General features: G+C 37.4%; 36 protein-coding genes. 1 reads left to right on the top strand and 35 read right to left on the bottom strand.

Annotated elements, in window-relative coordinates:
• Window positions 1–314 precede the first annotated feature (314 nt).
• The 35 genes from eno to rpsL form a co-directional block, all read right to left on the bottom strand.
• Entirely contained in the window at window positions 315–1604 is a 1290-nt protein-coding gene (gene eno, locus ACJJVU_RS05325; RefSeq protein ID WP_013751352.1) for a phosphopyruvate hydratase, read from the bottom strand.
• A gap of 152 nt (window positions 1605–1756) precedes the next feature.
• Window positions 1757–2869 (bottom strand): glutamine-hydrolyzing carbamoyl-phosphate synthase small subunit, encoded by a 1113-nt coding sequence (gene carA, locus ACJJVU_RS05320; RefSeq protein ID WP_405223013.1) that lies wholly within the window; start codon window positions 2867–2869, stop codon window positions 1757–1759.
• 94 nt (window positions 2870–2963) lie between these two features.
• Window positions 2964–3671 (bottom strand): hypothetical protein, encoded by a 708-nt coding sequence (locus ACJJVU_RS05315; protein ID WP_405223010.1) that lies wholly within the window; start codon window positions 3669–3671, stop codon window positions 2964–2966.
• A 103-nt stretch (window positions 3672–3774) separates the two neighbouring features.
• Entirely contained in the window at window positions 3775–4248 is a 474-nt protein-coding gene (rplQ, locus tag ACJJVU_RS05310) for a 50S ribosomal protein L17 (RefSeq protein WP_405223007.1), read from the bottom strand.
• Window positions 4249–4305: 57 nt separating this feature from the next.
• Entirely contained in the window at window positions 4306–5298 is a 993-nt protein-coding gene (locus tag ACJJVU_RS05305) for a DNA-directed RNA polymerase subunit alpha (RefSeq protein ID WP_013751347.1), read from the bottom strand.
• A 25-nt stretch (window positions 5299–5323) separates the two neighbouring features.
• Entirely contained in the window at window positions 5324–5929 is a 606-nt protein-coding gene (rpsD, locus tag ACJJVU_RS05300) for a 30S ribosomal protein S4 (RefSeq protein ID WP_013751346.1), read from the bottom strand.
• A gap of 87 nt (window positions 5930–6016) precedes the next feature.
• Window positions 6017–6400, bottom strand: a complete 384-nt coding sequence (gene rpsK / locus ACJJVU_RS05295) for a 30S ribosomal protein S11 (RefSeq protein ID WP_013751345.1) — start codon at window positions 6398–6400, stop codon at window positions 6017–6019.
• 9 nt (window positions 6401–6409) lie between these two features.
• The gene (gene rpsM / locus ACJJVU_RS05290; RefSeq protein WP_013751344.1) at window positions 6410–6784 is read right to left on the bottom strand and encodes a 30S ribosomal protein S13; all 375 of its coding nucleotides are present in this window, start codon (window positions 6782–6784) and stop codon (window positions 6410–6412) included.
• 5 nt (window positions 6785–6789) lie between these two features.
• Complete coding sequence (gene ykgO / locus ACJJVU_RS05285) at window positions 6790–6906, bottom strand: type B 50S ribosomal protein L36 (RefSeq protein ID WP_010519235.1); 117 nt, start codon at window positions 6904–6906, stop codon at window positions 6790–6792.
• 17 nt (window positions 6907–6923) lie between these two features.
• Complete coding sequence (gene infA, locus ACJJVU_RS05280; protein ID WP_013751343.1) at window positions 6924–7139, bottom strand: translation initiation factor IF-1; 216 nt, start codon at window positions 7137–7139, stop codon at window positions 6924–6926.
• Window positions 7139–8491: a preprotein translocase subunit SecY gene (gene secY / locus ACJJVU_RS05275; RefSeq protein ID WP_013751342.1), complete on the bottom strand. Its 1353-nt coding sequence runs from the start codon at window positions 8489–8491 to the stop codon at window positions 7139–7141. Before secY ends, infA begins: the two co-directional genes overlap by 1 nt.
• Before the next feature lie 13 nt (window positions 8492–8504).
• Entirely contained in the window at window positions 8505–8957 is a 453-nt protein-coding gene (rplO, locus tag ACJJVU_RS05270) for a 50S ribosomal protein L15 (RefSeq protein WP_013751341.1), read from the bottom strand.
• 12 nt (window positions 8958–8969) lie between these two features.
• Window positions 8970–9149, bottom strand: coding sequence for a 50S ribosomal protein L30 (gene rpmD, locus ACJJVU_RS05265; RefSeq protein WP_013751340.1), 180 nt, complete (start codon window positions 9147–9149; stop codon window positions 8970–8972).
• Between the two features lie 10 nt (window positions 9150–9159).
• Window positions 9160–9684 (bottom strand): 30S ribosomal protein S5, encoded by a 525-nt coding sequence (gene rpsE, locus ACJJVU_RS05260; protein WP_013751339.1) that lies wholly within the window; start codon window positions 9682–9684, stop codon window positions 9160–9162.
• 5 nt (window positions 9685–9689) lie between these two features.
• Window positions 9690–10046: a 50S ribosomal protein L18 gene (gene rplR, locus ACJJVU_RS05255; protein ID WP_013751338.1), complete on the bottom strand. Its 357-nt coding sequence runs from the start codon at window positions 10044–10046 to the stop codon at window positions 9690–9692.
• A gap of 11 nt (window positions 10047–10057) precedes the next feature.
• On the bottom strand, window positions 10058–10600 hold the full coding sequence (rplF, locus tag ACJJVU_RS05250; RefSeq protein ID WP_298328852.1) for a 50S ribosomal protein L6: 543 nt from the start codon (window positions 10598–10600) through the stop codon (window positions 10058–10060).
• 20 nt (window positions 10601–10620) lie between these two features.
• Complete coding sequence (gene rpsH / locus ACJJVU_RS05245; protein WP_013751336.1) at window positions 10621–11019, bottom strand: 30S ribosomal protein S8; 399 nt, start codon at window positions 11017–11019, stop codon at window positions 10621–10623.
• A gap of 86 nt (window positions 11020–11105) precedes the next feature.
• Window positions 11106–11375, bottom strand: a complete 270-nt coding sequence (gene rpsN, locus ACJJVU_RS05240; RefSeq protein ID WP_013751335.1) for a 30S ribosomal protein S14 — start codon at window positions 11373–11375, stop codon at window positions 11106–11108.
• A gap of 3 nt (window positions 11376–11378) precedes the next feature.
• Entirely contained in the window at window positions 11379–11930 is a 552-nt protein-coding gene (gene rplE, locus ACJJVU_RS05235) for a 50S ribosomal protein L5 (protein WP_013751334.1), read from the bottom strand.
• A 2-nt stretch (window positions 11931–11932) separates the two neighbouring features.
• Window positions 11933–12244 carry a 50S ribosomal protein L24 gene (gene rplX / locus ACJJVU_RS05230; protein ID WP_013751333.1) on the bottom strand — a complete coding sequence of 104 codons (312 nt, stop codon included), beginning with the start codon at window positions 12242–12244 and terminating at the stop codon, window positions 11933–11935.
• A gap of 13 nt (window positions 12245–12257) precedes the next feature.
• Window positions 12258–12626 carry a 50S ribosomal protein L14 gene (rplN, locus tag ACJJVU_RS05225; protein WP_013751332.1) on the bottom strand — a complete coding sequence of 123 codons (369 nt, stop codon included), beginning with the start codon at window positions 12624–12626 and terminating at the stop codon, window positions 12258–12260.
• Window positions 12626–12883 carry a 30S ribosomal protein S17 gene (gene rpsQ, locus ACJJVU_RS05220; RefSeq protein ID WP_013751331.1) on the bottom strand — a complete coding sequence of 86 codons (258 nt, stop codon included), beginning with the start codon at window positions 12881–12883 and terminating at the stop codon, window positions 12626–12628. The genes rplN and rpsQ overlap by 1 nt, the downstream gene beginning before the upstream one ends.
• Window positions 12884–12894: 11 nt before the next feature.
• The gene (gene rpmC / locus ACJJVU_RS05215) at window positions 12895–13083 is read right to left on the bottom strand and encodes a 50S ribosomal protein L29 (RefSeq protein ID WP_013751330.1); all 189 of its coding nucleotides are present in this window, start codon (window positions 13081–13083) and stop codon (window positions 12895–12897) included.
• Between the two features lie 11 nt (window positions 13084–13094).
• Window positions 13095–13517: a 50S ribosomal protein L16 gene (gene rplP, locus ACJJVU_RS05210; protein WP_013751329.1), complete on the bottom strand. Its 423-nt coding sequence runs from the start codon at window positions 13515–13517 to the stop codon at window positions 13095–13097.
• 21 nt (window positions 13518–13538) lie between these two features.
• Window positions 13539–14261: a 30S ribosomal protein S3 gene (rpsC, locus tag ACJJVU_RS05205; protein ID WP_013751328.1), complete on the bottom strand. Its 723-nt coding sequence runs from the start codon at window positions 14259–14261 to the stop codon at window positions 13539–13541.
• 4 nt (window positions 14262–14265) lie between these two features.
• Complete coding sequence (rplV, locus tag ACJJVU_RS05200; protein WP_013751327.1) at window positions 14266–14676, bottom strand: 50S ribosomal protein L22; 411 nt, start codon at window positions 14674–14676, stop codon at window positions 14266–14268.
• A 6-nt stretch (window positions 14677–14682) separates the two neighbouring features.
• Complete coding sequence (rpsS, locus tag ACJJVU_RS05195; RefSeq protein WP_108876871.1) at window positions 14683–14964, bottom strand: 30S ribosomal protein S19; 282 nt, start codon at window positions 14962–14964, stop codon at window positions 14683–14685.
• Between the two features lie 6 nt (window positions 14965–14970).
• Window positions 14971–15795, bottom strand: a complete 825-nt coding sequence (gene rplB / locus ACJJVU_RS05190; RefSeq protein ID WP_013751325.1) for a 50S ribosomal protein L2 — start codon at window positions 15793–15795, stop codon at window positions 14971–14973.
• Window positions 15796–15804: 9 nt separating this feature from the next.
• On the bottom strand, window positions 15805–16095 hold the full coding sequence (gene rplW, locus ACJJVU_RS05185; RefSeq protein ID WP_013751324.1) for a 50S ribosomal protein L23: 291 nt from the start codon (window positions 16093–16095) through the stop codon (window positions 15805–15807).
• A gap of 6 nt (window positions 16096–16101) precedes the next feature.
• A complete protein-coding gene (gene rplD, locus ACJJVU_RS05180; protein WP_013751323.1) occupies window positions 16102–16731 on the bottom strand; it encodes a 50S ribosomal protein L4 in 630 nt (209 codons plus the stop codon).
• On the bottom strand, window positions 16731–17342 hold the full coding sequence (gene rplC / locus ACJJVU_RS05175; RefSeq protein ID WP_108876872.1) for a 50S ribosomal protein L3: 612 nt from the start codon (window positions 17340–17342) through the stop codon (window positions 16731–16733). Before rplC ends, rplD begins: the two co-directional genes overlap by 1 nt.
• 154 nt (window positions 17343–17496) lie before the next feature.
• On the bottom strand, window positions 17497–17802 hold the full coding sequence (rpsJ, locus tag ACJJVU_RS05170) for a 30S ribosomal protein S10 (RefSeq protein ID WP_013073266.1): 306 nt from the start codon (window positions 17800–17802) through the stop codon (window positions 17497–17499).
• A gap of 11 nt (window positions 17803–17813) precedes the next feature.
• Window positions 17814–19940 (bottom strand): elongation factor G, encoded by a 2127-nt coding sequence (fusA, locus tag ACJJVU_RS05165; protein ID WP_298328891.1) that lies wholly within the window; start codon window positions 19938–19940, stop codon window positions 17814–17816.
• A 3-nt stretch (window positions 19941–19943) separates the two neighbouring features.
• A complete protein-coding gene (rpsG, locus tag ACJJVU_RS05160) occupies window positions 19944–20420 on the bottom strand; it encodes a 30S ribosomal protein S7 (RefSeq protein WP_013751319.1) in 477 nt (158 codons plus the stop codon).
• A gap of 25 nt (window positions 20421–20445) precedes the next feature.
• Window positions 20446–20820: a 30S ribosomal protein S12 gene (gene rpsL, locus ACJJVU_RS05155; protein WP_013751318.1), complete on the bottom strand. Its 375-nt coding sequence runs from the start codon at window positions 20818–20820 to the stop codon at window positions 20446–20448.
• A gap of 231 nt (window positions 20821–21051) precedes the next feature.
• Here rpsL and ACJJVU_RS05150 point away from each other — a divergent pair, with 231 nt between their 5' ends.
• A complete protein-coding gene (locus ACJJVU_RS05150) occupies window positions 21052–22698 on the top strand; it encodes a POTRA domain-containing protein (RefSeq protein WP_405222986.1) in 1647 nt (548 codons plus the stop codon).
• The last annotated feature ends 181 nt before the right edge of the window (window positions 22699–22879 follow it).

Genomic DNA, 22879 nt, shown 5'->3' with positions numbered 1-22879 from the left:
TTCGCGAAAGCAAAACCTACACAACTTCTAAAGATCATAATTTGGAAATATAAAATTAATGTATTTGAACGTCTTTACAACAGTATCGAAGTAAGATTTTACTTACTTGTCTATTTTTACATAAAACACTGAATTACAGTAGCAATAACTAATACTTCAAACAATAAAGAGTGTTACTAGTTTTAATTTTAAAAGAAAAATTACATTTCACTAAGCACATAAACCTCAAAATCCGTTATTAGTCGAATATTGTAGAAATAAAAATGCCCTCTCATGGAGAAGGCATTTTTTAAATAATATAACTCTTATAGTTATTACTTTATCTTAAAAGCATTCATTGCCGGGAAGTATGCTGTATCAGCAAGCATCTCTTCTATACGAATAAGTTGATTGTACTTTGCCATACGATCAGAACGTGAGGCAGAACCTGTTTTAATCTGACCACAGTTAAGTGCTACAGCTAGATCTGCAATCGTATTATCTTCAGTTTCTCCAGATCGGTGAGACATTACAGAGGTATAGCCTGCATTATGTGCCATATTTACAGCTGCAATAGTTTCTGTAAGAGTACCTATTTGATTCACCTTAATAAGGATAGAGTTTGCAATCCCTTCATTTATCCCTCTTGATAAACGCTCTACATTAGTTACAAATAAATCATCACCTACAAGTTGTACTTTATCACCAATCTTATCAGTAAGATATTTCCAACCTTCCCAGTCATTCTCATCCATTCCATCCTCTATAGATATAATTGGATATTTATCTGCTAGCTCAGCCAAGTAATCTGCTTGTTCTTCACTAGTACGTATTTTTCCGGTTTCACCCTCAAATTTTGCATAGTTGTATTTCCCATCTACATAAAATTCTGCAGCGGCACAATCTAGAGCTATCATAATCTCGTCACCCCAAGAGTAACCAGCTTTTTCTACAGCTATTTTTACACTATCAAGCGCATCTTCTGTACCATCTAATGCTGGAGCAAATCCTCCTTCATCGCCTACAGCTGTACTCAGGTTACGGTCATGTAACACTTTTTTAAGGTTATGAAAAATCTCAGTTCCCATTTGTAATGCATGACTAAAGCTCTTAGCTTTAACTGGCATAACCATAAATTCTTGGAATGCTATAGGCGCATCACTATGTGATCCTCCATTAATAATATTCATCATAGGCACTGGAAGTGTATTTGCACTTACTCCACCTATATATCTATATAGCGGCATATTTAATTCGGCAGCTGCTGCTTTTGCACAAGCAAGAGAAACACCTAGGATTGCATTTGCTCCAAGTTTTGATTTGTTTGGAGTGCCATCAAGATCTATCATAAGCTGATCAATAGCGTTTTGCTCGAAAACAGATACTCCAAGTAATTCTGGAGCAATTAGCGTATTTACATTTTCAACTGCTTTCGATACACCTTTTCCCATAAAAGCATTACCACCATCACGCAACTCTACTGCCTCGTGCTCACCTGTAGATGCTCCAGAAGGAACAGCTGCCCTTCCCATTACACCTAATTCAGTAAACACATCAACTTCAACAGTTGGGTTTCCTCGTGAATCAAAAATTTGTCTTGCGTGAACTTCTATGATTATACTCATGTTATAGTTGTTTTATTAGTTACGTAAAAATACGATTTTGATGATGATTTTGTGAAGTCAATGTTCTTTTGTAGCGATAACGTTTTCGCGAAAGCATAAATTTTTAAATAAAAAAAATCCCCATCTTAATTAATAAGATGGGGATTAAATTTTTAAGCTGTGACACTTTTAATATTATCTATGAATTGATCGAACAAATATGTTGCGTCATTAGGTCCAGGACTAGCTTCTGGGTGATATTGAACTGAAAAGCAATTCTTATCCTTAAGCTTAATTCCTGCAACAGTGTTGTCATTAAGATGAACGTGCGTTATTTCCACATCGTTATTAGATTCTGTTTCTTCTCTATTTATAGCAAAGCCATGGTTTTGAGAAGTAATTTCTCCTTTACCAGTAACCAAGTTCATTATAGGATGATTGATCCCACGGTGTCCATTGTGCATTTTATAAGTAGAAATACCATTTGCGAGTGCTATCACTTGATGCCCTAAACATATTCCAAATAATGGATCGTTTGCACTAATGATATCTTTTGCAACTTGTATTGCATTTTCAAGTGGCTCAGGATCTCCAGGTCCATTAGATAAAAAATATCCGTCTGGATTCCATTCTTTCATTTCCTTATAAGTAGTGTTATATGGGAAAACTTTCACGTACGCACCTCTCTTTGCAAGGTTTCTTAAAATGTTACGTTTGATACCAATATCTAATGCCGCAACCTTAACCTCGGCATTTTCTTCTCCAAAATAGTAAGCTTCAGTGGTTGATACTTTTGAGGCTAATTCTAGTCCGTTCATATCAGGAACCTCAGACAACTGTTTTTTCAAACCTTCAATATCATCTACAGAAGTTGAAATAACAGCATTCATAGCACCATTATCACGTATGTGTGCAACAAGTGCTCGAGTATCGACATCTGAAATGGCGAAAAGCTTACTGTCATTCAAGAAAGATGCCAGAGACTCTTCTGCATCTTTTCTTGAGTATGTGTAGCTAAAATTTCTACAAATTAATCCAGAAATTTTAACAGTGTCAGACTCAGTCTCAACATCTGTTGCTCCATAATTACCTATATGAGCATTTGTAGTAACCATTAACTGACCGAAATATGATGGATCAGTAAAAATTTCTTGATAGCCTGTCATTCCTGTATTAAAACAAACTTCACCAAAAGAAGTTGCTTCTTTGTCTCCTACAGATTTACCGTGAAAGATTGTTCCGTCTGCAAGTAATATTATGGCTGGTCTTCTAGATTGATATTTCATCGACTCCCTTATTTAGGTTTTATATTACCGCAAAAATACATTAAAAAAAAGGTTATCAAAAAATGATAACCATATGAATAATTTTGAATGAGAACTACTTCGTTATTTGAATATAATGAAGTGCTATTCTCTTTATATCTTCATCTGTGCGAACTTTAATTTCTTGAGATTTGACAAATTGTTTAATCTCATCCTTTTTGTCGTCAAAGATTTTTGTCAAGCCTTTTAAGGATGGTCTAAAATTCACTTTACTATTCTCTCTTTCCATATAATAAGTGGTCTTCAAACTTTGCCTAACTTCCGAATCCGTTACACCTGAACGTACTCTACCAGGTTCAAGCTTAATACTAAAGTCTTTATAAATAGAAAAAATATCTGTTTGCACTAGAAGCTCATAAAACCTATAACCATTATTCGCTATACTAAACTTTTTTATAAATATTCTACCTGCAATGTCTACTTTGCTCAACTTTTCACTGTCAAACGTAAAATAATTGAGATCTGAAATTCTTGATTGAAATTGATTTGTAGCAACATCAAAATTAACATTTTGAACATTGAATTTAGTCCCATTTAGAAGATTAAACTCCCCCTTAGATTCCCAATTTTCAAAAACGAAGGCTTCTGGACCTAACTCCAATGGTGCAGAAATACTTGAAGATGTCCCCCATTGAGAAGAAAGCGCTTGAATTGCTAGCTCTGCATCCCTAGTTTTTCTACCGTCCAAGGATTCAATGTCCAATTGAGCATTCACATTACTCGATAGTAATAGGGACAACAATAATATAAGTAATACTCTCATATATAGTAGATTATTAAAATTTAGACATTAGTTGAAAACTAAAATAAAAAAAGAGGCTCACTTTACAGTGAGCCTCTTAGTTAATTAACAGAATAATTAAACCCTATTCTTCTTCGTTAGAAGCTTTTTCTTCAGTTGCAGCAGGCGCTACAGCTTCAGCTTTTTTACTTCCACGACGAGTATTCTTCTTTTTTGCTGGTTTACCTGGGCTGTAAATCTCGTTGTAATCAACAAGTTCTATCATTGCCATATCAGCATTATCCCCAAGACGGTTACCCATCTTGATAATACGAGTATAACCTCCTGGACGATCACCAATCTTTGCCGCTACATCTCTGAATAATTCAGTTACTGCATCTTTTTGGCGAAGCTTTGCAAAAACGATACGACGATTATGAGTAGTATCTTCTTTTGACTTTGTGATCATTGGCTCAACAAACTGCTTTAAAGCTTTTGCCTTTGCCACTGTCGTGTTTATTCTTTTATGTTCAATTAAAGAGCAAGCCATGTTTGCAAGCATAGACTTTCTATGTGCAGTCTTTCTCCCTAAGTGATTAAATTTCTTTCCGTGTCTCATTGTAATATGTATTTTCCCGCTTTCGCGAAAGCGCTAATGCATTTCTGCTATAGCTAACTAGTCTTTATCTAATTTATACTTAGCTAGATCCATTCCAAAACTAAGGCCTTTTACATTTACAAGCTCTTCAAGCTCAGTAAGTGACTTTTTACCAAAGTTTCTAAATTTCATCAAGTCATTTTTGTTATAAGAAACAAGATCCCCTAATGTTTCTACTTCTGCAGCTTTTAAACAGTTAAGCGCACGAACGGAAAGATCCATATCGATAAGCTTAGTTTTAAGCAACTGACGCATGTGTAGAGATTCTTCATCATAAGTTTCAGTCTGAGCTATCTCATCTGCCTCTAACGTGATACGCTCATCTGAGAATAACATAAAGTGGTGGATAAGTGTCTTAGCAGCTTCAGTAAGAGCTTCTTTAGGATGAATAGATCCATCAGTGATGATTTCAAAAACTAATTTTTCATAATCAGTTTTCTGCTCAACACGATAGTTCTCTATACTATATTTTACATTACGGATAGGAGTATAAATAGAGTCTGTAAAGATAGTCCCAAGAGGTGCATTAGACTTCTTGTTCTCTTCAGCAGGTACATATCCACGTCCCTTTTCGATAGTAATTTCCATATTAAGATTTACTTTCTTGTCCATGTTTGCTATCACCATATCAGGATTAAGCACTTGGAAACCAGAAATAAATTTTTGGAAATCACCAGCTGTTAATTGATCTACTCCAGATAATGAAATTGTTACAGTTTCGTTATCTATCTCTTCTATTTGTCTTTTAAAACGTACTTGCTTAAGATTAAGGATGATTTCTGTAACATCCTCAACTACTCCAGCCAATGTAGAAAACTCGTGATCTACACCTTCTATACGTACAGATGTAATTGCAAAACCTTCTAATGAAGATAACAATACACGACGTAAAGCGTTTCCTACGGTTAAACCGTAACCTGGTTCTAAAGGTCTAAACTCAAATTTACCTTCAAAATCAGTAGAGTCAATCATAATGACTTTATCGGGCTTCTGGAAATTTAATATTGCCATATCGGTTTTCTAGCTTTAGTGGTTATTACTTAGAGTACAGCTCGACGATGAACTGGGTATTGATGTTTTCAGGAATCTGAAGACGTTGTGGTATTGCCACAAAAGTACCTTCCTTCTTATCGTTGTTCCAAGAAATCCACTCGTAGACGTTACTTGAATTTTGAAGAGAGTTAGAGATTACTTCTAAAGATTTAGACTTCTCACGTACCGCAACAACATCACCAGGCTTAACCTGAAATGAAGGAATGTTTACGATGCTTCCGTTTACAGTAATGTGACGGTGTCCTACTAATTGACGTGCACCACTTCTAGAAGGAGACATTCCCATTCTGTGTACAACATTATCAAGACGACACTCACAAAGTTGAAGTAAAACTTCACCTGTAATTCCTGGAGCACGATTTGCTCTGTCGTACATGTTTCTAAACTGACGCTCAAGGATACCGTAAGTATACTTTGCCTTTTGCTTTTCAGCTAATTGTACAGCGTATTCAGATTTCTTTCCTCTACGTCTGTTGTTTCCGTGTTGCCCTGGAGGGTAATTTCTTTTTTCAAAAGATTTGTCTTCTCCGAAGATTGCTTCGCCAAATTTACGAGCGATCTTTGTTTTGGGACCAGTATATCTTGCCATTTTAAATGTATTTGTTGAGGGTGATTAGAAATTAAGGTCAATCCTTTGCTAATCGTTCTCCCTCGAGATATTAATTATAATTTATTATTAAACGCGACGTCTCTTAGGAGGACGACAACCGTTGTGCGGCATTGGAGTGATATCAATAATCTCAGTCACTTCAATTCCACTGTTGTGTACAGCACGTATAGCAGACTCACGTCCGTTACCTGGGCCTTTAACATACACTTTTACTTTACGAAGGCCAGCCTCGTGAGCAACCTTAGAACAATCTTCTGCAGCAGTTTGAGCAGCATACGGAGTATTCTTTTTAGAACCTCTGAAACCCATTTTACCGGCAGATGACCAAGAGATAACATCTCCTTTCTTGTTTGTTAACGAAACTATGATGTTATTAAAAGAAGCAGTAATATGAGCTTCCCCAACTGATTCTATAACAACCTTACGTTTTTTTGCAGTTTGCTTTGCCATTATGCCTTATTATTTAGTTGCTTTCTTCTTGTTTGCAACTGTTTTACGCTTTCCTTTTCTAGTACGAGAATTATTCTTTGTACGTTGTCCTCTTAAAGGAAGACCCACACGATGACGAATACCACGGTAACAACCGATGTCCATCAAACGTTTAATGTTCAAAGAAACTTCTGAACGAAGTTCTCCTTCTATTGTAAATGTACCAACAGCATCACGTATGCGACCTATTTCGTCGTCATCCCAATCAGATACTTTTTTATCTTCTGATACATTAGCAGCTGCAAGAATTTCTTCTGCTCTGCTCTTTCCGATTCCAAAGATGTACGTTAATGCAATTACACCTCTCTTTTGTTTTGGGATATCTATCCCTGCAATTCTAGCCATAACTATTAACCTTGTCTTTGTTTAAACCTAGGATTCTTTTTGTTGATTACGTATAATCTTCCTTTGCGACGAACGATCTTGCAATCGGCGCTTCTTTTTTTAATGGATGCTCTTACTTTCATATCCAGCTTTTTTCCGCTTAATAGCGGTAAGTTATACGAGCCTTTGATAAATCGTAAGGACTCATTTCTAATTTTACTTTATCTCCAGGTAATAATTTTATATAGTGCATACGCATCTTACCTGAGATATGCGCTGTCACAACGTGACCGTTTTCTAACTCTACTCTAAACATTGCGTTAGACAATGCTTCGATTATAGATCCATCTTGTTCTATTGCTGCTTGCTTTGCCATTATGCTACTGCTTTTCTGTTTTTACCTGATTTCATAAGACCGTCGTAGTGCTTATTCAAAAGATAAGAATTTACTTGTTGCATAGTATCTATAGCTACACCAACCATAATTAATAGTGATGTACCTCCATAAAACAATGCCCATCCTTGTTGCATACCTAAAACATTAACTGCTACTGCAGGAAATATAGCGATTAGAGCAAGAAACACAGAACCCGGAAGGGTAATCTGAGACATTATTCTATCTAAATATTCAGCAGTTTCAGACCCTGGACGTATACCAGCTATAAAGCCACCACTACGTTTTAAATCATCTGCCATTTTATTAGTAGGTACAGTGATTGCTGTATAGAAATATGTAAATACAATAATCAATAGTGCAAACACAAGGTTATACCAAAATCCAAAAATGTTATTTCCGAAGTTGGTTTGTAACCAAGTTCCAGCAGTTGTATCTGCCAAGAAACTTGCTCCACCTATCAACCCAGGTACAAACATTATCGCTTGTGCAAAGATAATAGGCATTACCCCAGAAGCGTTAAGTTTTAGTGGTAAAAATTGTCTACTACCAAAAACATTTTTTTCGTAGGCTCCAGTCGCTGTTCTTCGTGCATATGAAACCGGAACTTGACGTACTGCCATTACAAGTAAAATACACAATAGGATAATAACAAACCAAATCACTAACTCTATGAGTATCATGATCAAACCACCGTTAGACTCAGTAACACGGGCTACCCATTCTTGTACAAATGATATAGGCATCGTTGCAATAATACCCACCATAATTAAGAGTGAAATACCATTACCAATACCTTTATCTGTGATTTTTTCACCTAACCACATAGCAAAAACACAACCTGTAACTAAAATAAATACAGATGATATATAGAATGTAGGTGTTAAACCCATTACAAAAGCGCTAGAAGGAACTCCTAATGCAGGTAACGCAGCAAGATATCCTGGCGCCTGTAATAAACAAATTGCAATAGTTAACCATCTAGTTATTTGGTTGATTTTGCGACGTCCACTTTCACCTTCTTTTTGTAGCTTCTGCAGATAAGGTATTGCTATACCCATTAACTGCACCACAATAGAAGCAGATATATATGGCATAATCCCCAACGCAAAAACAGATGCATTAGAAAATGCACCACCTGTAAATGCTGCTAGAAGACCTAACAAACCTTGATCAGTACTATCCTGCAAGCCCCCTAATTGAGAAGCATCTATACCAGGTAGTACTACTTGAGCACCAAAACGATATACGAGGAGAAGTGTGAGCGTAAGGAGTATTCTATTCCTTAGCTCATCAATCTTCCAGATATTCTTTATTGTATCTATAAATTTCATCCTCTTATATCGATTATAACGTTACAGCTTCACCGCCAGCAGCTTCAACAGCAGCCTTTGCAGTTGCAGTAAATTTATGTGCAGATACTTTAATTTTCGCTTTAAGCTCTCCTCTACCTAATATTTTCACTAGATCGTTTTTACCAACTAATCCAGCTTCCATAAGAGATTCTATAGATACTTCTTCCGTCAGGCGTCCAGCATCAACATACTCTTGTAGCGTATCAAGGTTTACACCCGCATACTCTTTTCTGTTGATATTTGTAAATCCAAATTTAGGAACACGACGTTGAAGTGGCATTTGCCCTCCTTCAAAACCAATTTTCTTACTGTATCCTGAACGAGACTTCTGTCCTTTGTGTCCACGACCAGCCGTACCACCTTGACCAGTTGCCTGACCACGACCTTTACGGCTATCGTTTTTCTTAACAGCTCCTTTTGCAGGCCTTAAGTTATTTAACTCCATCTGTTATTTATATTAAGCTTCCTCTACAGAAACTAAGTGACTAACTTTACTTACCATACCAAGGATGTTAGGTGTATTATCATGCACCTTTACCTGGCCTATTTTTCTCAATCCAAGAGATTCTAAGATTCTCTTTTGGTTTTGAGTGCGGTTTATTGCACTCTTAACCTTTGTTACTTTGATTTTTGCCATTGTCCTTGATTTATCCTTTAAACACTTTATCTAGTGTGATACCACGTTGCTTTGCAACAGTCTCAGCACTTCTTAACTTAAGTAAAGCATCAAAAGTTGCCTTTACTACGTTATGTGGGTTTGAAGATCCTTGATTCTTTGACAATACATCATGTATACCAACTGATTCAAGTACTGCACGTATTGCACCACCCGCGATAACTCCAGTACCCGCTGCTGCAGGTAATAAAAGTACACGAGCTCCTCCAAATTTACCTTTCTGTTCGTGAGGTATAGTTGCTTTATTTAATGGAATACGAACTAAGTTTTTCTTAGCATCTTCCATAGCCTTTGCAATTGCAGAAGCTACTTCTTTAGACTTTCCTAAACCGTGACCTACTACTCCATTCTCATCACCTACTACAACAATAGCAGAAAATCCAAAAGCTCTACCTCCTTTAGTTACCTTAGTAACACGCTGTACACCAACTAAACGATCTTTAAGATCTAACCCAGATGGTTTTACTAACTCTACGTTTTTATAATCTTGATACATACTTCTTAGAATTTAAGACCGCCTTCTCTTGCGCCCTCTGCTAGTTGTTTAATTCTTCCGTGATATAAGTAACCACCTCTGTCAAATACTACAGCCTCTACTCCAGATTTTGTAGCTTTTTCAGCGATTGCCTTACCTACAAGCTTTGCAGTTTCAGTCTTACTTGATTTTGCAGCTGCGATATCTTTATCACGCGACGATGCTGCCATAATAGTTTTCCCTGTAAGGTCATCTACTAACTGAGCATAAATCTCTTTATTACTTCTAAATACACAGAGTCTTGGTCTCTCCGCAGATCCAGAAATAGTCTTACGAATTCTAAGATGAATTCTATTTCTTTTTTCACTTTTTGATAATGCCATTTCTCTATGTATTATGCAGATTTACCTGCTTTTCTTCTAATTATCTCTCCTACAAACTTGATACCTTTACCTTTGTAAGGTTCTGGTCTACGGAAACCACGTATTTTTGCAGCTACCTGTCCTACAAGTTGTTTATCATGTGAAGTTAATTTTATAATAGGATTTTTTCCTTTATCAGAAACTGTTTCCACTTTTACTTCTGGAGCGATATCCAAAACTATATTGTGAGAAAATCCTACTGCAAGATCAAGCTTATTACCTTGGTTACTTGCTCTATAACCTACACCTACAAGTTCTAATTTCTTTTCAAAACCGTTAGATACACCTTCAATCATGTTTGCAATCAAAGACCTGTATAGTCCGTGCTTTGCACGAACATCCTTCTTATCTGAGTCACGCTCAAGAGTAATAGTTCCGTCTTCGATTTTAATATCTATACCAGAATACTCTTGCGTAAGCTCGCCTAATTTTCCTTTTACCGTTACAACACCGTCTGCTACGTTTACCGTAACACCATCTGGAACTGTAATTGGGCTTCTACCTATTCTTGACATCTTGTTGTCTTTTTATCTGATTAGTAAACGTAACAAAGTACCTCTCCTCCAACATTGTGTTGAGCCGCTTGCTTACCTGTCATAACTCCTTTAGAAGTTGAAACAATAGCAATTCCCAGTCCATTCAATATACGAGGTATCTCTGTTGATGAAGAATATTTACGTAAACCAGGCTTACTTATTCTTTGTATATCCTTAATAACAGCTTCTTTAGTAATGCGATCATACTTCAAGGCAATCTTGATAGTATCCTGCGCCTTACCTTCTTCAAACTTGTAGCTAAGAATGTACCCTTGGTCAAATAAGATTTTAGTCATCGCCTTCTTAAGGTTTGATGCTGGAATCTCGACCACTCTGTGATTTGCTGCCGATGCGTTACGCACACGTGTCAGGAAATCTGCAATAGTATCTGTATTCATTTAATTATAGTTACGGTAGTGGTTTTCTCTAGTCTCGCTTTCGCGAAAGCATAAAAAGAACCTTCTACCAATTTATACTCTTTGTATTACCAGCTCGCTTTCTTAACTCCTGGTATTAATCCCTGGTTTGCCATTTGACGGAACATCACACGTGATAATCCGAACTGACGCATATAACCCTTAGGACGACCTGTAAGTTTGCAACGATTGTGCTGACGTATAGGTGAAGCGTTCTTAGGTAACTTTTGCAATCCTTCGTAATCTCCAGCTTCTTTTAAAGCCTTACGTTTCTCAGCATATTTTGCAACTGTTTTAGCACGCTTTACCTCACGGGCTTTCATTGATTCTTTAGCCATATCTTAATTCTTTTTAAAAGGTAAACCTAGTTCTGCAAGTAATGATTTTGCTTCCTTATCAGTTTGAGCAGAAGTTTGAAAAGTGATGTTCATACCATCTATTTTCTTGATTCTATCAATATTGATTTCAGGAAAGATAATCTGTTCTGTAACTCCCATACTGTAGTTACCACGACCATCAAAACCTGTAGCATTGATTCCGTTAAAGTCACGTACACGTGGAAGTGCAGATGTAACAAGTCTATCTAAAAACTCATACATGCGTTCTCCACGTAAAGTAACTTTGGCACCAATAGGCATTCCTTTACGTAATTTAAATGTCGCAACATCCTTCTTAGACATTGTCGAGATAGCTCTCTGTCCTGTGATAAGCGTAAGCTCCTCAACAGCATTTTCTACAAGCTTCTTATCTGCAACCGCAGCTCCAACACCACGAGATACTACAATCTTATTAAGACGAGGTACCTGCATAATATTTTTGTAACCAAACTCTTCTTGAAGGGCTGGCGTTACGCGGTCTTTAAACTCTTGTTTTAGTCTTGGTACGTATCCCATCACTATAATATTTCGTTGTTAGACTTTGCAAAGCGTACCTTCTTATCTCCTTCCATACGGTAACCTACTCTCGTAGTCTTACCATCCTTATCCATCAAAGATAAGTTAGAAATTTGAAGTGGCGCTTCTTTTTCTTTAATTCCACCTTGAGGATTTGCGGCGCTAGGCTTTTCGTGCTTCTTCACCATGTTAACACCCTCAACGATTGCTTTGTTCTTCTCGATAAATACTTTTACGACTTTACCTTCAGATCCTTTATGATCTCCAGCAATAACCTTAACTGTATCTCCCGTTTTTATTTTAAGCTTTGTCATCTTATTGTCTGTATTAAAGCACCTCTGGTGCTAATGATACAATCTTCATAAACTGTTTGTCACGAAGCTCTCTTGCTACTGGTCCAAATACACGAGTACCGCGCATCTCACCTTGAGCATTTAAAAGAACACAAGCATTATCATCAAAACGGATATATGATCCATCTGGACGACGTACTTCTTTCTTAGTACGTACAACTACTGCTGTAGATACGGCACCTTTTTTAATTTGACCGTTAGGTGTAGCATCTTTTACAGATACTACAATCTTATCTCCTACAGAAGCATATCTTCTTTTAGTACCTCCTAATACACGGATAGTCAAAACTTCTTTTGCTCCAGTATTATCTGCTACTTTTAATCTTGATTCTTGCTGTAACATTACTTCGCTCTTTCAATGATTTCTACTAGTCTCCAAGTCTTTGATTTACTCATAGGACGTGTTTCCATGATCCTAACTGTATCTCCTTCGTTGCAGTCGTTTGTTTCGTCGTGTGCTACATACTTCTTCGTCTTTAAAACGAATTTACCATACATAGGGTGCTTTACTTTTTTCACTTCAGCAACAACGATAGACTTTTGCATCTTGTTACTAGTTACTACACCGACACGCTCTTTTCTTAAATTTCTTTTTTCCATCTTAAGCAGCGTTATTGTTCTCTTTTAGTTAATTCAGTTGCAATTCTAGCGACTGTACGTCTCATAGAACGCAGTTGAATAGGATTGTCAAGTGGAGAGATAGCGTGCGCCATCTTAAGATCCATGTAAGATCTTTTTGCTTTTCCAAGCTCTTCTTGCAATTCTGCTACAGATAATCCTTTTACCTCTGATTGTTTCATAGTACTATAATTTATTCAGCTGAAAAATCTCTAGCTACGACATACTTAGTTCTTACTGGAAGTTTTTGAGCTGCAAGACGCAAAGCCTCTTTTGCTACTGGTTCTGGAACCCCTCCTAATTCGAACATAATGCGTCCTGGTTTTACAACTGCTGCCCAATATTCTACAGCACCTTTACCTTTACCCATACGTACCTCTAAAGGCTTCTTAGTAATAGGCTTATCTGGGAAGATCTTAATCCAAAGAGTTCCCTCTCTTTTCATGTAACGTGTTGCTGCTATACGAGCTGCTTCTATTTGTCTCGCAGTTACAAAAGATGAATCGAGTGATTTTATACCGAACTGACCATTAGAAAGCAAATGCCCTCTATTAGCTAGTCCTTTCATACGACCCTTCTGCTGCTTGCGGAATTTTGTTTTTCTAGGCTGTAACATTTTTTACTGTCTTTTTAAAAATTACTTTCTACGACGTGGTCCACGGTTGTCCTTACGACCTCCACCACCTTTTCCAGACTTGCTATTTTGCAGTCCTACTAAAGGAGAAAGCTCTCTCTTGCCATATACTTCACCTTTCATGATCCATACTTTGATACCCAATCTACCATAAGTAGTGTGAGCTTCAACCAAAGCATAATCTATGTCGGCTCTAAAAGTAGATAAAGGAATACGCCCATCTTTATAAGACTCTGAACGCGCCATTTCGGCACCATTCAAACGTCCAGAAATCTGGATTTTAATACCCTCAGCATTCATACGCATCGCTGCTGCGATAGCCATCTTAATTGCACGACGGAAAGAAATTCTTCCTTCAATCTGACGAGCAACACTTTGACCTACCAGAAATGCATCAAGCTCTGGACGTTTAATCTCGTGGATATTAATTTGCACTTCTTTACCTGTGAGTTTCTTAAGCTCTTCTTTCAACTTGTCTACTTCCTGACCACCTTTCCCGATAATAATACCAGGTCTTGCTGTAGTAATAGTAACGGTTACAAGTTTAAGCGTACGCTCAATTATAACTCTAGACACACTAGCTTTGCTTAAACGAGCGTGAATATAACGTCTAATCTTATCGTCTTCGGCAAGTTTATCACCGTAGTCATTACCTCCGTACCAGTTAGATTCCCATCCTCTGATTATTCCAAGGCGATTTCCGATTGGATTTGTCTTCTGTCCCATCTAATTAATTGCTTTGTGTGTTATCTTTTGCTCCAAGAATCACTGTTACGTGATTAGAACGTTTTCTAATTCTGTGCGCGCGACCTTGTGGTGCTGGACGTAGTCTTTTCAACATTGTTCCAGAATCAACTTTGATCTCTTTAATAAAAAGATTAGCATCTTCGATACTAGCATCTTCATTCTTAGCTTCCCAGTTTGCAACTGCAGAAAGAACAAGTTTCTCAACTTTACGTGATGCTTCTTTATTACTAAATTTCAACAACTGAAGTGCTCTCTCCACTTGCGTACCTCGTACCATATCTGCTACAAGACGCATTTTACGTGGAGAGGTAGGGCAGTTATTCAATTTCGCGAAAGCGATAGACTTATTAGCCTCTTTGCGACGATTAGCCGCTTCTTTTTTACGAACTCCCATCTCCTGTTATCTTTTACCTTTATTTTTCTTATCAGCTCCGTGCCCTCTGTAAGAGCGCGTAGGTGAAAATTCTCCTAGCTTATGCCCTACCATGTTCTCAGTAACATATACTGGTACGAACTGGCGACCATTATGTACCGCAATAGTTTGCCCCACAAAATCCGGAGTAATCATAGAAGCTCTAGACCAAGTCTTAATGACAGTCTTTTTATCGCCTTCTACGTTTGCAGTAACTTTCTTTTCTAACTTATAGTGAACGTAAGGTCCTTTTTTTAATGAACGTGCCATATCTTATTATTTCTTTCTACGTTCTACAATATACTTATTACTCGACTTCGTCTTAGAACGCGTTCTGTAACCCTTAGCAGGCACACCATTACGGTTTCTAGGATGACCTCCAGAAGATTTACCTTCTCCACCTCCCATTGGGTGATCGACAGGGTTCATAACTACTGGACGTACACGTGGACGACGACCTAACCAACGACTTCTACCAGCTTTACCAGATACAAGTAACTGGTGATCACTATTAGATACAGCACCTATTGTTGCCATACACGTTGATAAGATTAATCTTGTCTCTCCAGAAGGAAGTTTTACCGTAGCAAACTTACCATCACGAGCCATTAACTGAGCAAATGAACCAGCCGAACGCGCCATAACAGCACCTTGACCTGGACGTAACTCAATACAAGATATTATAGTTCCCAAAGGAATCGCCGAAAGCGGCATAGCATTACCAATCTCAGGAGCTACACTTGCACCAGAAACTAAGTTCTGACCAACTTGCAAACCATTCTGAGCGATAATATAACGCTTCTCACCATCTTGATAATCAAGAAGAGCGATAAACGCCGTTCTATTTGGATCATATTGGATTGACGCAACAGTTGCAGGAACTCCTTCTTTGTTACGTTTAAAATCGATAATACGGTAACGTTTTTTGTGACCTCCACCAACTTGGCGTATGGTCATCTTACCCGTATTATTTCTACCTCCTGAGCGTTTTTTCGGAGCCAATAGGCTTTTTTCCGGCTTATCAGTTGTAATCTGGTCGAAACCATTTACAACTCTAAATCGCTGCCCTGGAGTGATAGGTTTTAATTTTCTTACTGACATTTTGTTGTCTTAAATGTTGTTATAAAAATCTATTGTATCACCTTCCGCCAGCTGTACAATTGCCTTTTTAATAGCATTTGTTTTACCAGTAAGAACACCAGACTTCGTATGACGAGACTTGCGATCCGGGCGGACATTCATTGTGCGAACTTTTTCAACTGAAACACCATAAGCAGCTTCTACCGCTTTCTTAATTTCAACCTTATTTGTTCTCATACTCACTTCAAAAGTAAAACGATTCATTTCCTCGCTATCTTTTGTTGCTTTTTCTGTAATAACAGGCTTTATTAAAATACTCATCGTGTCTTATTTTGCTAAATTTGCTTCAACACCTTCTAAAGACCCTTCTAAGAACACAACGTTGTTTGCATTCATTATTCCGTAAGTGCTTAATTCTGAGCTTTTTACGACTTTAGCGGTCTTTAAATTGCGCGACGACAAATATACGTTATTATTTGACTCTCCCAACACTATAAGTGACTTTTTATTCTCTAACCCTAAGGCTTTCAAAACATTCACAAAATCTTTCGTTTTTGGAGCGTCTAGATTAAAATCTTCTATTACAGTGATTGCGTTATCGTTAGCCTTAATTGTAAGTGCCGAACGACGTGCAAGTCTCTTCAATCCTTTGTTTAATTTGAAAGAGTAATTTCTAGGTCTTGGTCCGAACATACGTCCTCCTCCTCTAAAAACACCAGACTTGATACTACCCGCACGGGCTGTACCAGTTCCTTTTTGCTTCTTGATCTTACGAGTAGAACCCGCAATCTCTGCTCTTTCCTTAGACTTGTGCGTTCCTTGACGTTGGTTTGCAAGAAATTGCTTAACATCTAAATACACAGCATGCTTGTTTGGTTCAATTCCAAAAACAGCATCAGAAAGGTCTGCCTTTCTCCCTGTTTCTTTTCCTTTGATATCTACAACTGCTATCTTCATTACTTCTGAATGATTACATAAGCATTTTTGTGACCAGGAACACATCCCTTCACTACAAGTAGGTTCTTTTCAGCAACTACTTTCAATACTTTAAGATTTTGAACTTTGATTTTGTCACCACCCATACGACCTGCCATACGCATTCCTTTGAATACACGTGCAGGGTAAGATGCTGCCCCAATTGAACCTGGCGCTCTAAGACGGTTATGTTGACCGTGAGTAGCTTGTCCAACACCACGGAAACCGTGACGCTTTACAACTCCTTGAAAACCTTTACCTTTTGAAGTTCCCGATACATCGACAAATTCTCCTTCAGCAAAATGATCTACAGTGATTGCATCTCCTAATTTAAACTCTCCTTCAAATCCTTGGAACTCGACAACTTTACGCTTAGCAACAGTTCCTGCTTTTTTGGCGTGGCCAGCAGCAGCTTTGTTTGCCTTCTTAGCGTCATCGAAACCAAGTTGAAGGGCTTCATACCCGTCAGCTTCTGTGGTTCTGACTTGGGTGATAACGCAGGGACCTGCTTCGATAACGGTACATGGAATGTTTTTTCCATTCTCGTCAAAGATGCTAGTCATACCTACTTTCTTTCCGATTAACCCAGACATAATTATAAATATTTGTTATTAAAAAAATCTATTCTAAAAAAAACAAGGCCGAACACGTTCGACCTTGAATGTGTGTTTCCGTTTTTCCCTCGCACGCAGCTCAGGACAAATTAGTGTGGTAATTAATACGCTTTCGCGAAAGCGTAAATACCTATCACACCTTAATCTCTACCTCTACTCCAGATGGTAACTCTAATTTCATCAAAGCATCAATAGTCTTTGAAGAAGAAGAATAGATATCTAGTAAACGCTTGTAAGAGCTAAGCTCAAACTGCTCACGAGATTTCTTGTTTACGTGTGGAGAACGTAATACAGTAAAGATTTTCTTATGTGTTGGAAGAGGAATAGGTCCTGTTACTACAGCTCCTGTTGTCTTCACAGTCTTAACAATCTTCTCAGCACTTTTATCTACTAAGTTGTGATCGTAAGATTTTAGTTTAATTCTAATTTTTTGACTCATTTCCTTAGTAATTAATCGTTTGTACCTTTAGATGCTGCAATAACTTCTGCTGCAATATTCGCAGGAGTTTCCTCGTAGTGAGAAAATTCCATAGTAGAAGTTGCACGTCCAGATGATAGTGTACGTAACGTAGTTACATAACCAAACATCTCAGAAAGTGGCACTGTTGCCTTAATAGTCTTTGCACCAGCACGGTCACCCATACTTGACATTTGACCACGACGACGGTTCAAATCCCCTACAATATCACCCATGTTCTCTTCTGGCGTAATTACCTCAAGTTTCATGATAGGCTCCATTATAACAGCTTTGGCAGCTTTTGCAGAGTTTTTAAATCCAAGTTTAGCAGCAAGCTCAAAAGAAAGTTGATCAGAATCCACATCGTGGTAAGATCCATCTCTCAATGTTACTTTGATTGCATCAACTTCGTAACCAGCAAGAGGTCCGTTTACCATTGCCATTTTGAATCCTTTCTCAATAGATGGGATAAATTCCTTAGGAACGTTACCACCCTTAATTACTGATTCAAATTGTAATCCTACAACACCTTCGTCTGCAGGCTCAATTGTAAATACGATGTCAGCAAATTTACCACGTCCACCAGATTGCTTTTTGTAAGTTTCTCTGTGTTCTGCAGCTCTTGTAATTGCCTCCTTATACTCAACTTGTGGTTGACCTTGGTTAACCTCTACTTTAAATTCTCTTCTTAAACGGTCTACAATTACATCTAAGTGAAGCTCACCCATTCCTGATATAATAGTTTGACCTGAAGCCTCGTCTGAACGCACTGTAAACGTAGGATCTTCTTCAGCAAGTTTTGCTAAGCCCATTCCTAACTTATCTACATCTGCCTTAGTCTTAGGCTCAACCGCGATACCGATTACCGGATCCGGGAAGTCCATAGATTCTAAAACAATAGGGTGCTTCTCATCAGAAAGTGTATCTCCAGTCTTAATAGACTTAAAACCTACAGCTGCTCCAATATCTCCAGCTTCTATATAATCAATTGCATTTTGCTTGTTAGCGTGCATTTGATAGATACGTGAGATACGCTCTTTTTTACCAGAACGATTGTTTAAAACATAAGATCCAGCATCTAAACGACCTGAGTACGCTCTAAAAAATGCAAGACGCCCTACAAAAGGATCTGTTGCAATTTTAAATGCAAGTGCAGCAAAAGGCTCCTTTACATCCGGCTTACGTAATTCTTCTTTTTCTGTATCTGGGTTTACACCTACGATACCTTCCTTATCCATAGGAGAAGGCAAGTAACGACAAACAGCATCAAGAAGGAATTGAACTCCTTTATTCTTAAATGCAGATCCACAGATCATAGGAATGATAGACATATCCATTACAGCAGCACGAAGCGCAGCGTGCACTTCATCTTCTGTAATTGAATCCTCATCTTCCATATATTTTTCTAGCAAGTTTTCATCATACGCAGCAACTTCTTCAATAAGTTTACCACGAAGCATTCTTGCTTCTTCTTTTAAGTTTTCTGGAATATCAACAACATCAAATGTTGCTCCCATTCCTTCTTCATGCCATACAATAGCACGGTTCTTAACAAGATCGACAATTCCTTTAAAATCCTCTTCGTCACCTATGTTAAGAACGATAGGCACAGCATTTGAACCTAACATTTCCTTAACCTGAGTACAAACCTCTAAGAAGTTTGAACCTTGACGGTCCATTTTATTTACAAAACCAATACGCGGCACTTTGTAATTATCTGCAAGTCTCCAGTTAGTTTCTGATTGTGGCTCAACACCATCAACAGCACTAAACAAGAATACTAAACCATCAAGTACACGTAAAGAACGATTCACCTCTACAGTAAAATCAACGTGACCAGGAGTATCAATAATATTAAAGTGGTAATCCTTAGTGTCAGGAAGCGTTTGCGCGTTCTCCATTGGAAACTTCCAAGTACAAGTAGTAGCTGCAGAGGTAATTGTAATACCACGCTCCTGCTCTTGCTCCATCCAGTCCATTGTTGCAGCACCATCATGCACTTCACCAATCTTGTGACTTACACCTGTATAATAAAGGATACGCTCTGTAGTCGTAGTTTTTCCAGCATCAATGTGAGCTGCAATACCTATATTTCTAGTAAATTTTAAGTCTCTAGCCATTTCTTAGAATCTAAAGTGTGAGAATGCTTTGTTTGCTTCTGCCATCTTGTGTGTATCAACACGCTTCTTTACAGCAGCACCTTCCTCCTTTGCAGCAGCAAGAATCTCTGCCGCAAGTTTTGCAGCCATTGATTTCTCATTTCTCTTACGAGAAAAACTAATTAACCACTTCATAGCCGTAGAGATCTTACGATCTGGGCGGATTTGGTTTGGGATCTGATATGTTGCCCCTCCTACACGACGACTACGTACTTCTACGTGTGGCATCACATTAGATAAAGCATCTTTCCACAATTCAAGAGCAGTTTTCTCTTCATTTGTGTTTTTTTCTTCTACGATATCAATTGCATCATAAAAAACTTTGAATGCAGTAGACTTCTTACCGCTCCACATCATCATGTTAACGAAACGAGTAACTAACTGATCGTTAAATTTCGGATCTGGAAGAATCGGTCTCTTCTTGGCCTGTTTTTTTCTCATTACTTCTTCTTAAAGTGTTGTTGATTTACTTCTTAGGGCGTTTTGCACCGTACTTAGATCTCGATTGCGTTCTTCCTGCAACACCAGCGGTGTCTAAGGCTCCACGTACAATGTGATATCTAACTCCTGGCAAATCTTTTACCCTTCCACCTCTTACCAATACTATCGAGTGCTCTTGTAAATTGTGTCCTTCACCACCGATGTATGCATTCACCTCTTTACCATTTGTTAAACGAACACGCGCAACTTTACGCATAGCCGAGTTTGGTTTTTTAGGTGTAGTCGTGTAAACACGAGTACATACGCCACGTCGTTGTGGGCACGATTCAAGGGCAGCAGATTTACTCTTCTTGGTAATCTTGGTTCTTCCTTTACGTACTAATTGTGAAATTGTTGGCATAATTTCTTTCTACCTAATTGTTAATTTTCTTAATCTACCCAAATTTAGGGTTTGCAAAAGTAAGAATAATTTACTAACCATCAAACCCACTTTCATTAAAATTTAGAAAAAGTTCTGAATACCAAAAAACTAACATACTTTCGTAATCCTAAATTCGTTTAAAAATAACACTAAAAATATCACTTGAAACTACTCTATCTATTTTTAATTATTTGCTTGGTCAGACAACATATGTCTGCACAAAAAAATGATGCAAGAATACAATTAGAAATACAAAGTAATCTTCCATCAGAATCTGCTATTCTGGATAACACAAATTACAAGACTACATTTAAAGATAAACAGTCTGCACTAGATGAACTCCAAAACCTAAACACGCAATTACAAAATTTAGGGCACCTAGACAGCACTTATAAGTTAACTACAAAAAACGACACCTTATATATTGCCACATTCCTTCTAGACAAACCCTACCCATACATAACTTTAAAAATCAAAAAAAACAAAGACCTCGAGAGTTATATAACAAAGACAGGATATAGAATTAAAAATGACAGCATAACTATAGAGACCGCTTTCGCGAAAGCGTACTTAAAAAAAATAAGCTCCATAGCATCAAACAACGGAAATCCTTTTGCTACATTTCAAATAGCCAACATCACCAAAACAACACAACACAATCTTGAAGGAACACTCAACTATTCTTTTGAAAACAGAAGAACAATTGATAGAATCGAAATTGAAGGATACACTAATGTCCCGAAAAGCTTTCTCAAACATAGCGTCAAATTAAAGGAAGGCGAAATATTTAACCGTGAGAAACTGAATAAACAGAGCAAGGAACTCTCGTATCTTCCTTTTGTAAATCAAACTAAAACCCCGCAAGTACTTTTTAATCTGGACAGCACAATAGTTTACCTTTATTTAGAACGTAAAAATGTCAATAAATTTGATGGCTTTCTAGGTTTTGCAAATGAGGAAGACAACTCTTTTAGCTTAAATGGGTATCTCGACCTACTCCTTACAAACAACTTTAATTATGGAGAAACATTCATTTTAAATTACAAAGCAGATGGCGGCGATCAATCGCAACTCCGTTTAAAGACCAAACTACCCTACCTTTTCAAAAGTCCACTAGGAATTGAAGCATCCCTCAACCTTTTTAGAAAAGACAGCACATTTTCAACAACACAACAGTCCCTAGATTTAGTCTATCAACTAAATCAAAAAAACCACTTTACATTAGGATACGAATCTGAACAATCAGAAAATCTTAATGACAATACCATTACTCAACTTGTAAATCTTGAAGACTTCACCTCTAAAAGATTAACAACATCCTTTACACACCAAAATTTATCTACTGATTTATTTTTTCCAACAAAAAGACGTCTACACTTTAGAGCTGCTTTTGGAAATAGAGAAATCACAGAAAACTTAGACAAACAAATATCTCTTACTGCTATACTAGAAAATGAATTTACCTTAAGTGATAACCATTCCATATTTGCAAAAAATACCACACAATATTTAATTTCTAACAATTTCTTAACAAACGAACTTTATCGTTTTGGCGGAATTTTAACTCTTAGAGGATTTGAAGAAAATAGCCTTCTAGCAAACCTGTACAACACCCTAAATACAGAGTACAGATACAAACTAAACGAAGGCATCTACATCAACTCAATTTTAGACCTTGGGTACCTCGAAAATCGTATTGAGAAGACAAAGCGAAAACTCTATAGTTTTGGCTTAGGCACTGGCATTCAGACCAAAGCAGGAATACTAAAATTAAACATTGCAAACGGTCTATTTGATAATCAAGAGTTTAGGTTTTCAGACACTAAACTTCACGTAATTTTGGAAGTGAGTTTCTAAAAAAAAGAAGGAAAATTGATTGACATTTATGCAATAGATAATTCTAATCAAAACCTAAAAAGTTAAATTACACAGAAGGTTCTCATAAAAAAAAGTTAATGAAAAGTTAAAGTTAAATTATCTTAATTTTTTTAACACTCATAGCTATGAATCAAATAACCATATTGCAGATTTTTGCTAT

Source organism: Dokdonia sp. Asnod1-B02 (assembly GCF_045063955.1).
Lineage (GTDB): Bacteria > Bacteroidota > Bacteroidia > Flavobacteriales > Flavobacteriaceae > Dokdonia.
The sequence above is the reverse complement of the archived record's forward strand: the minus strand, read 5'-3'. Positions and strand labels throughout refer to the sequence as shown.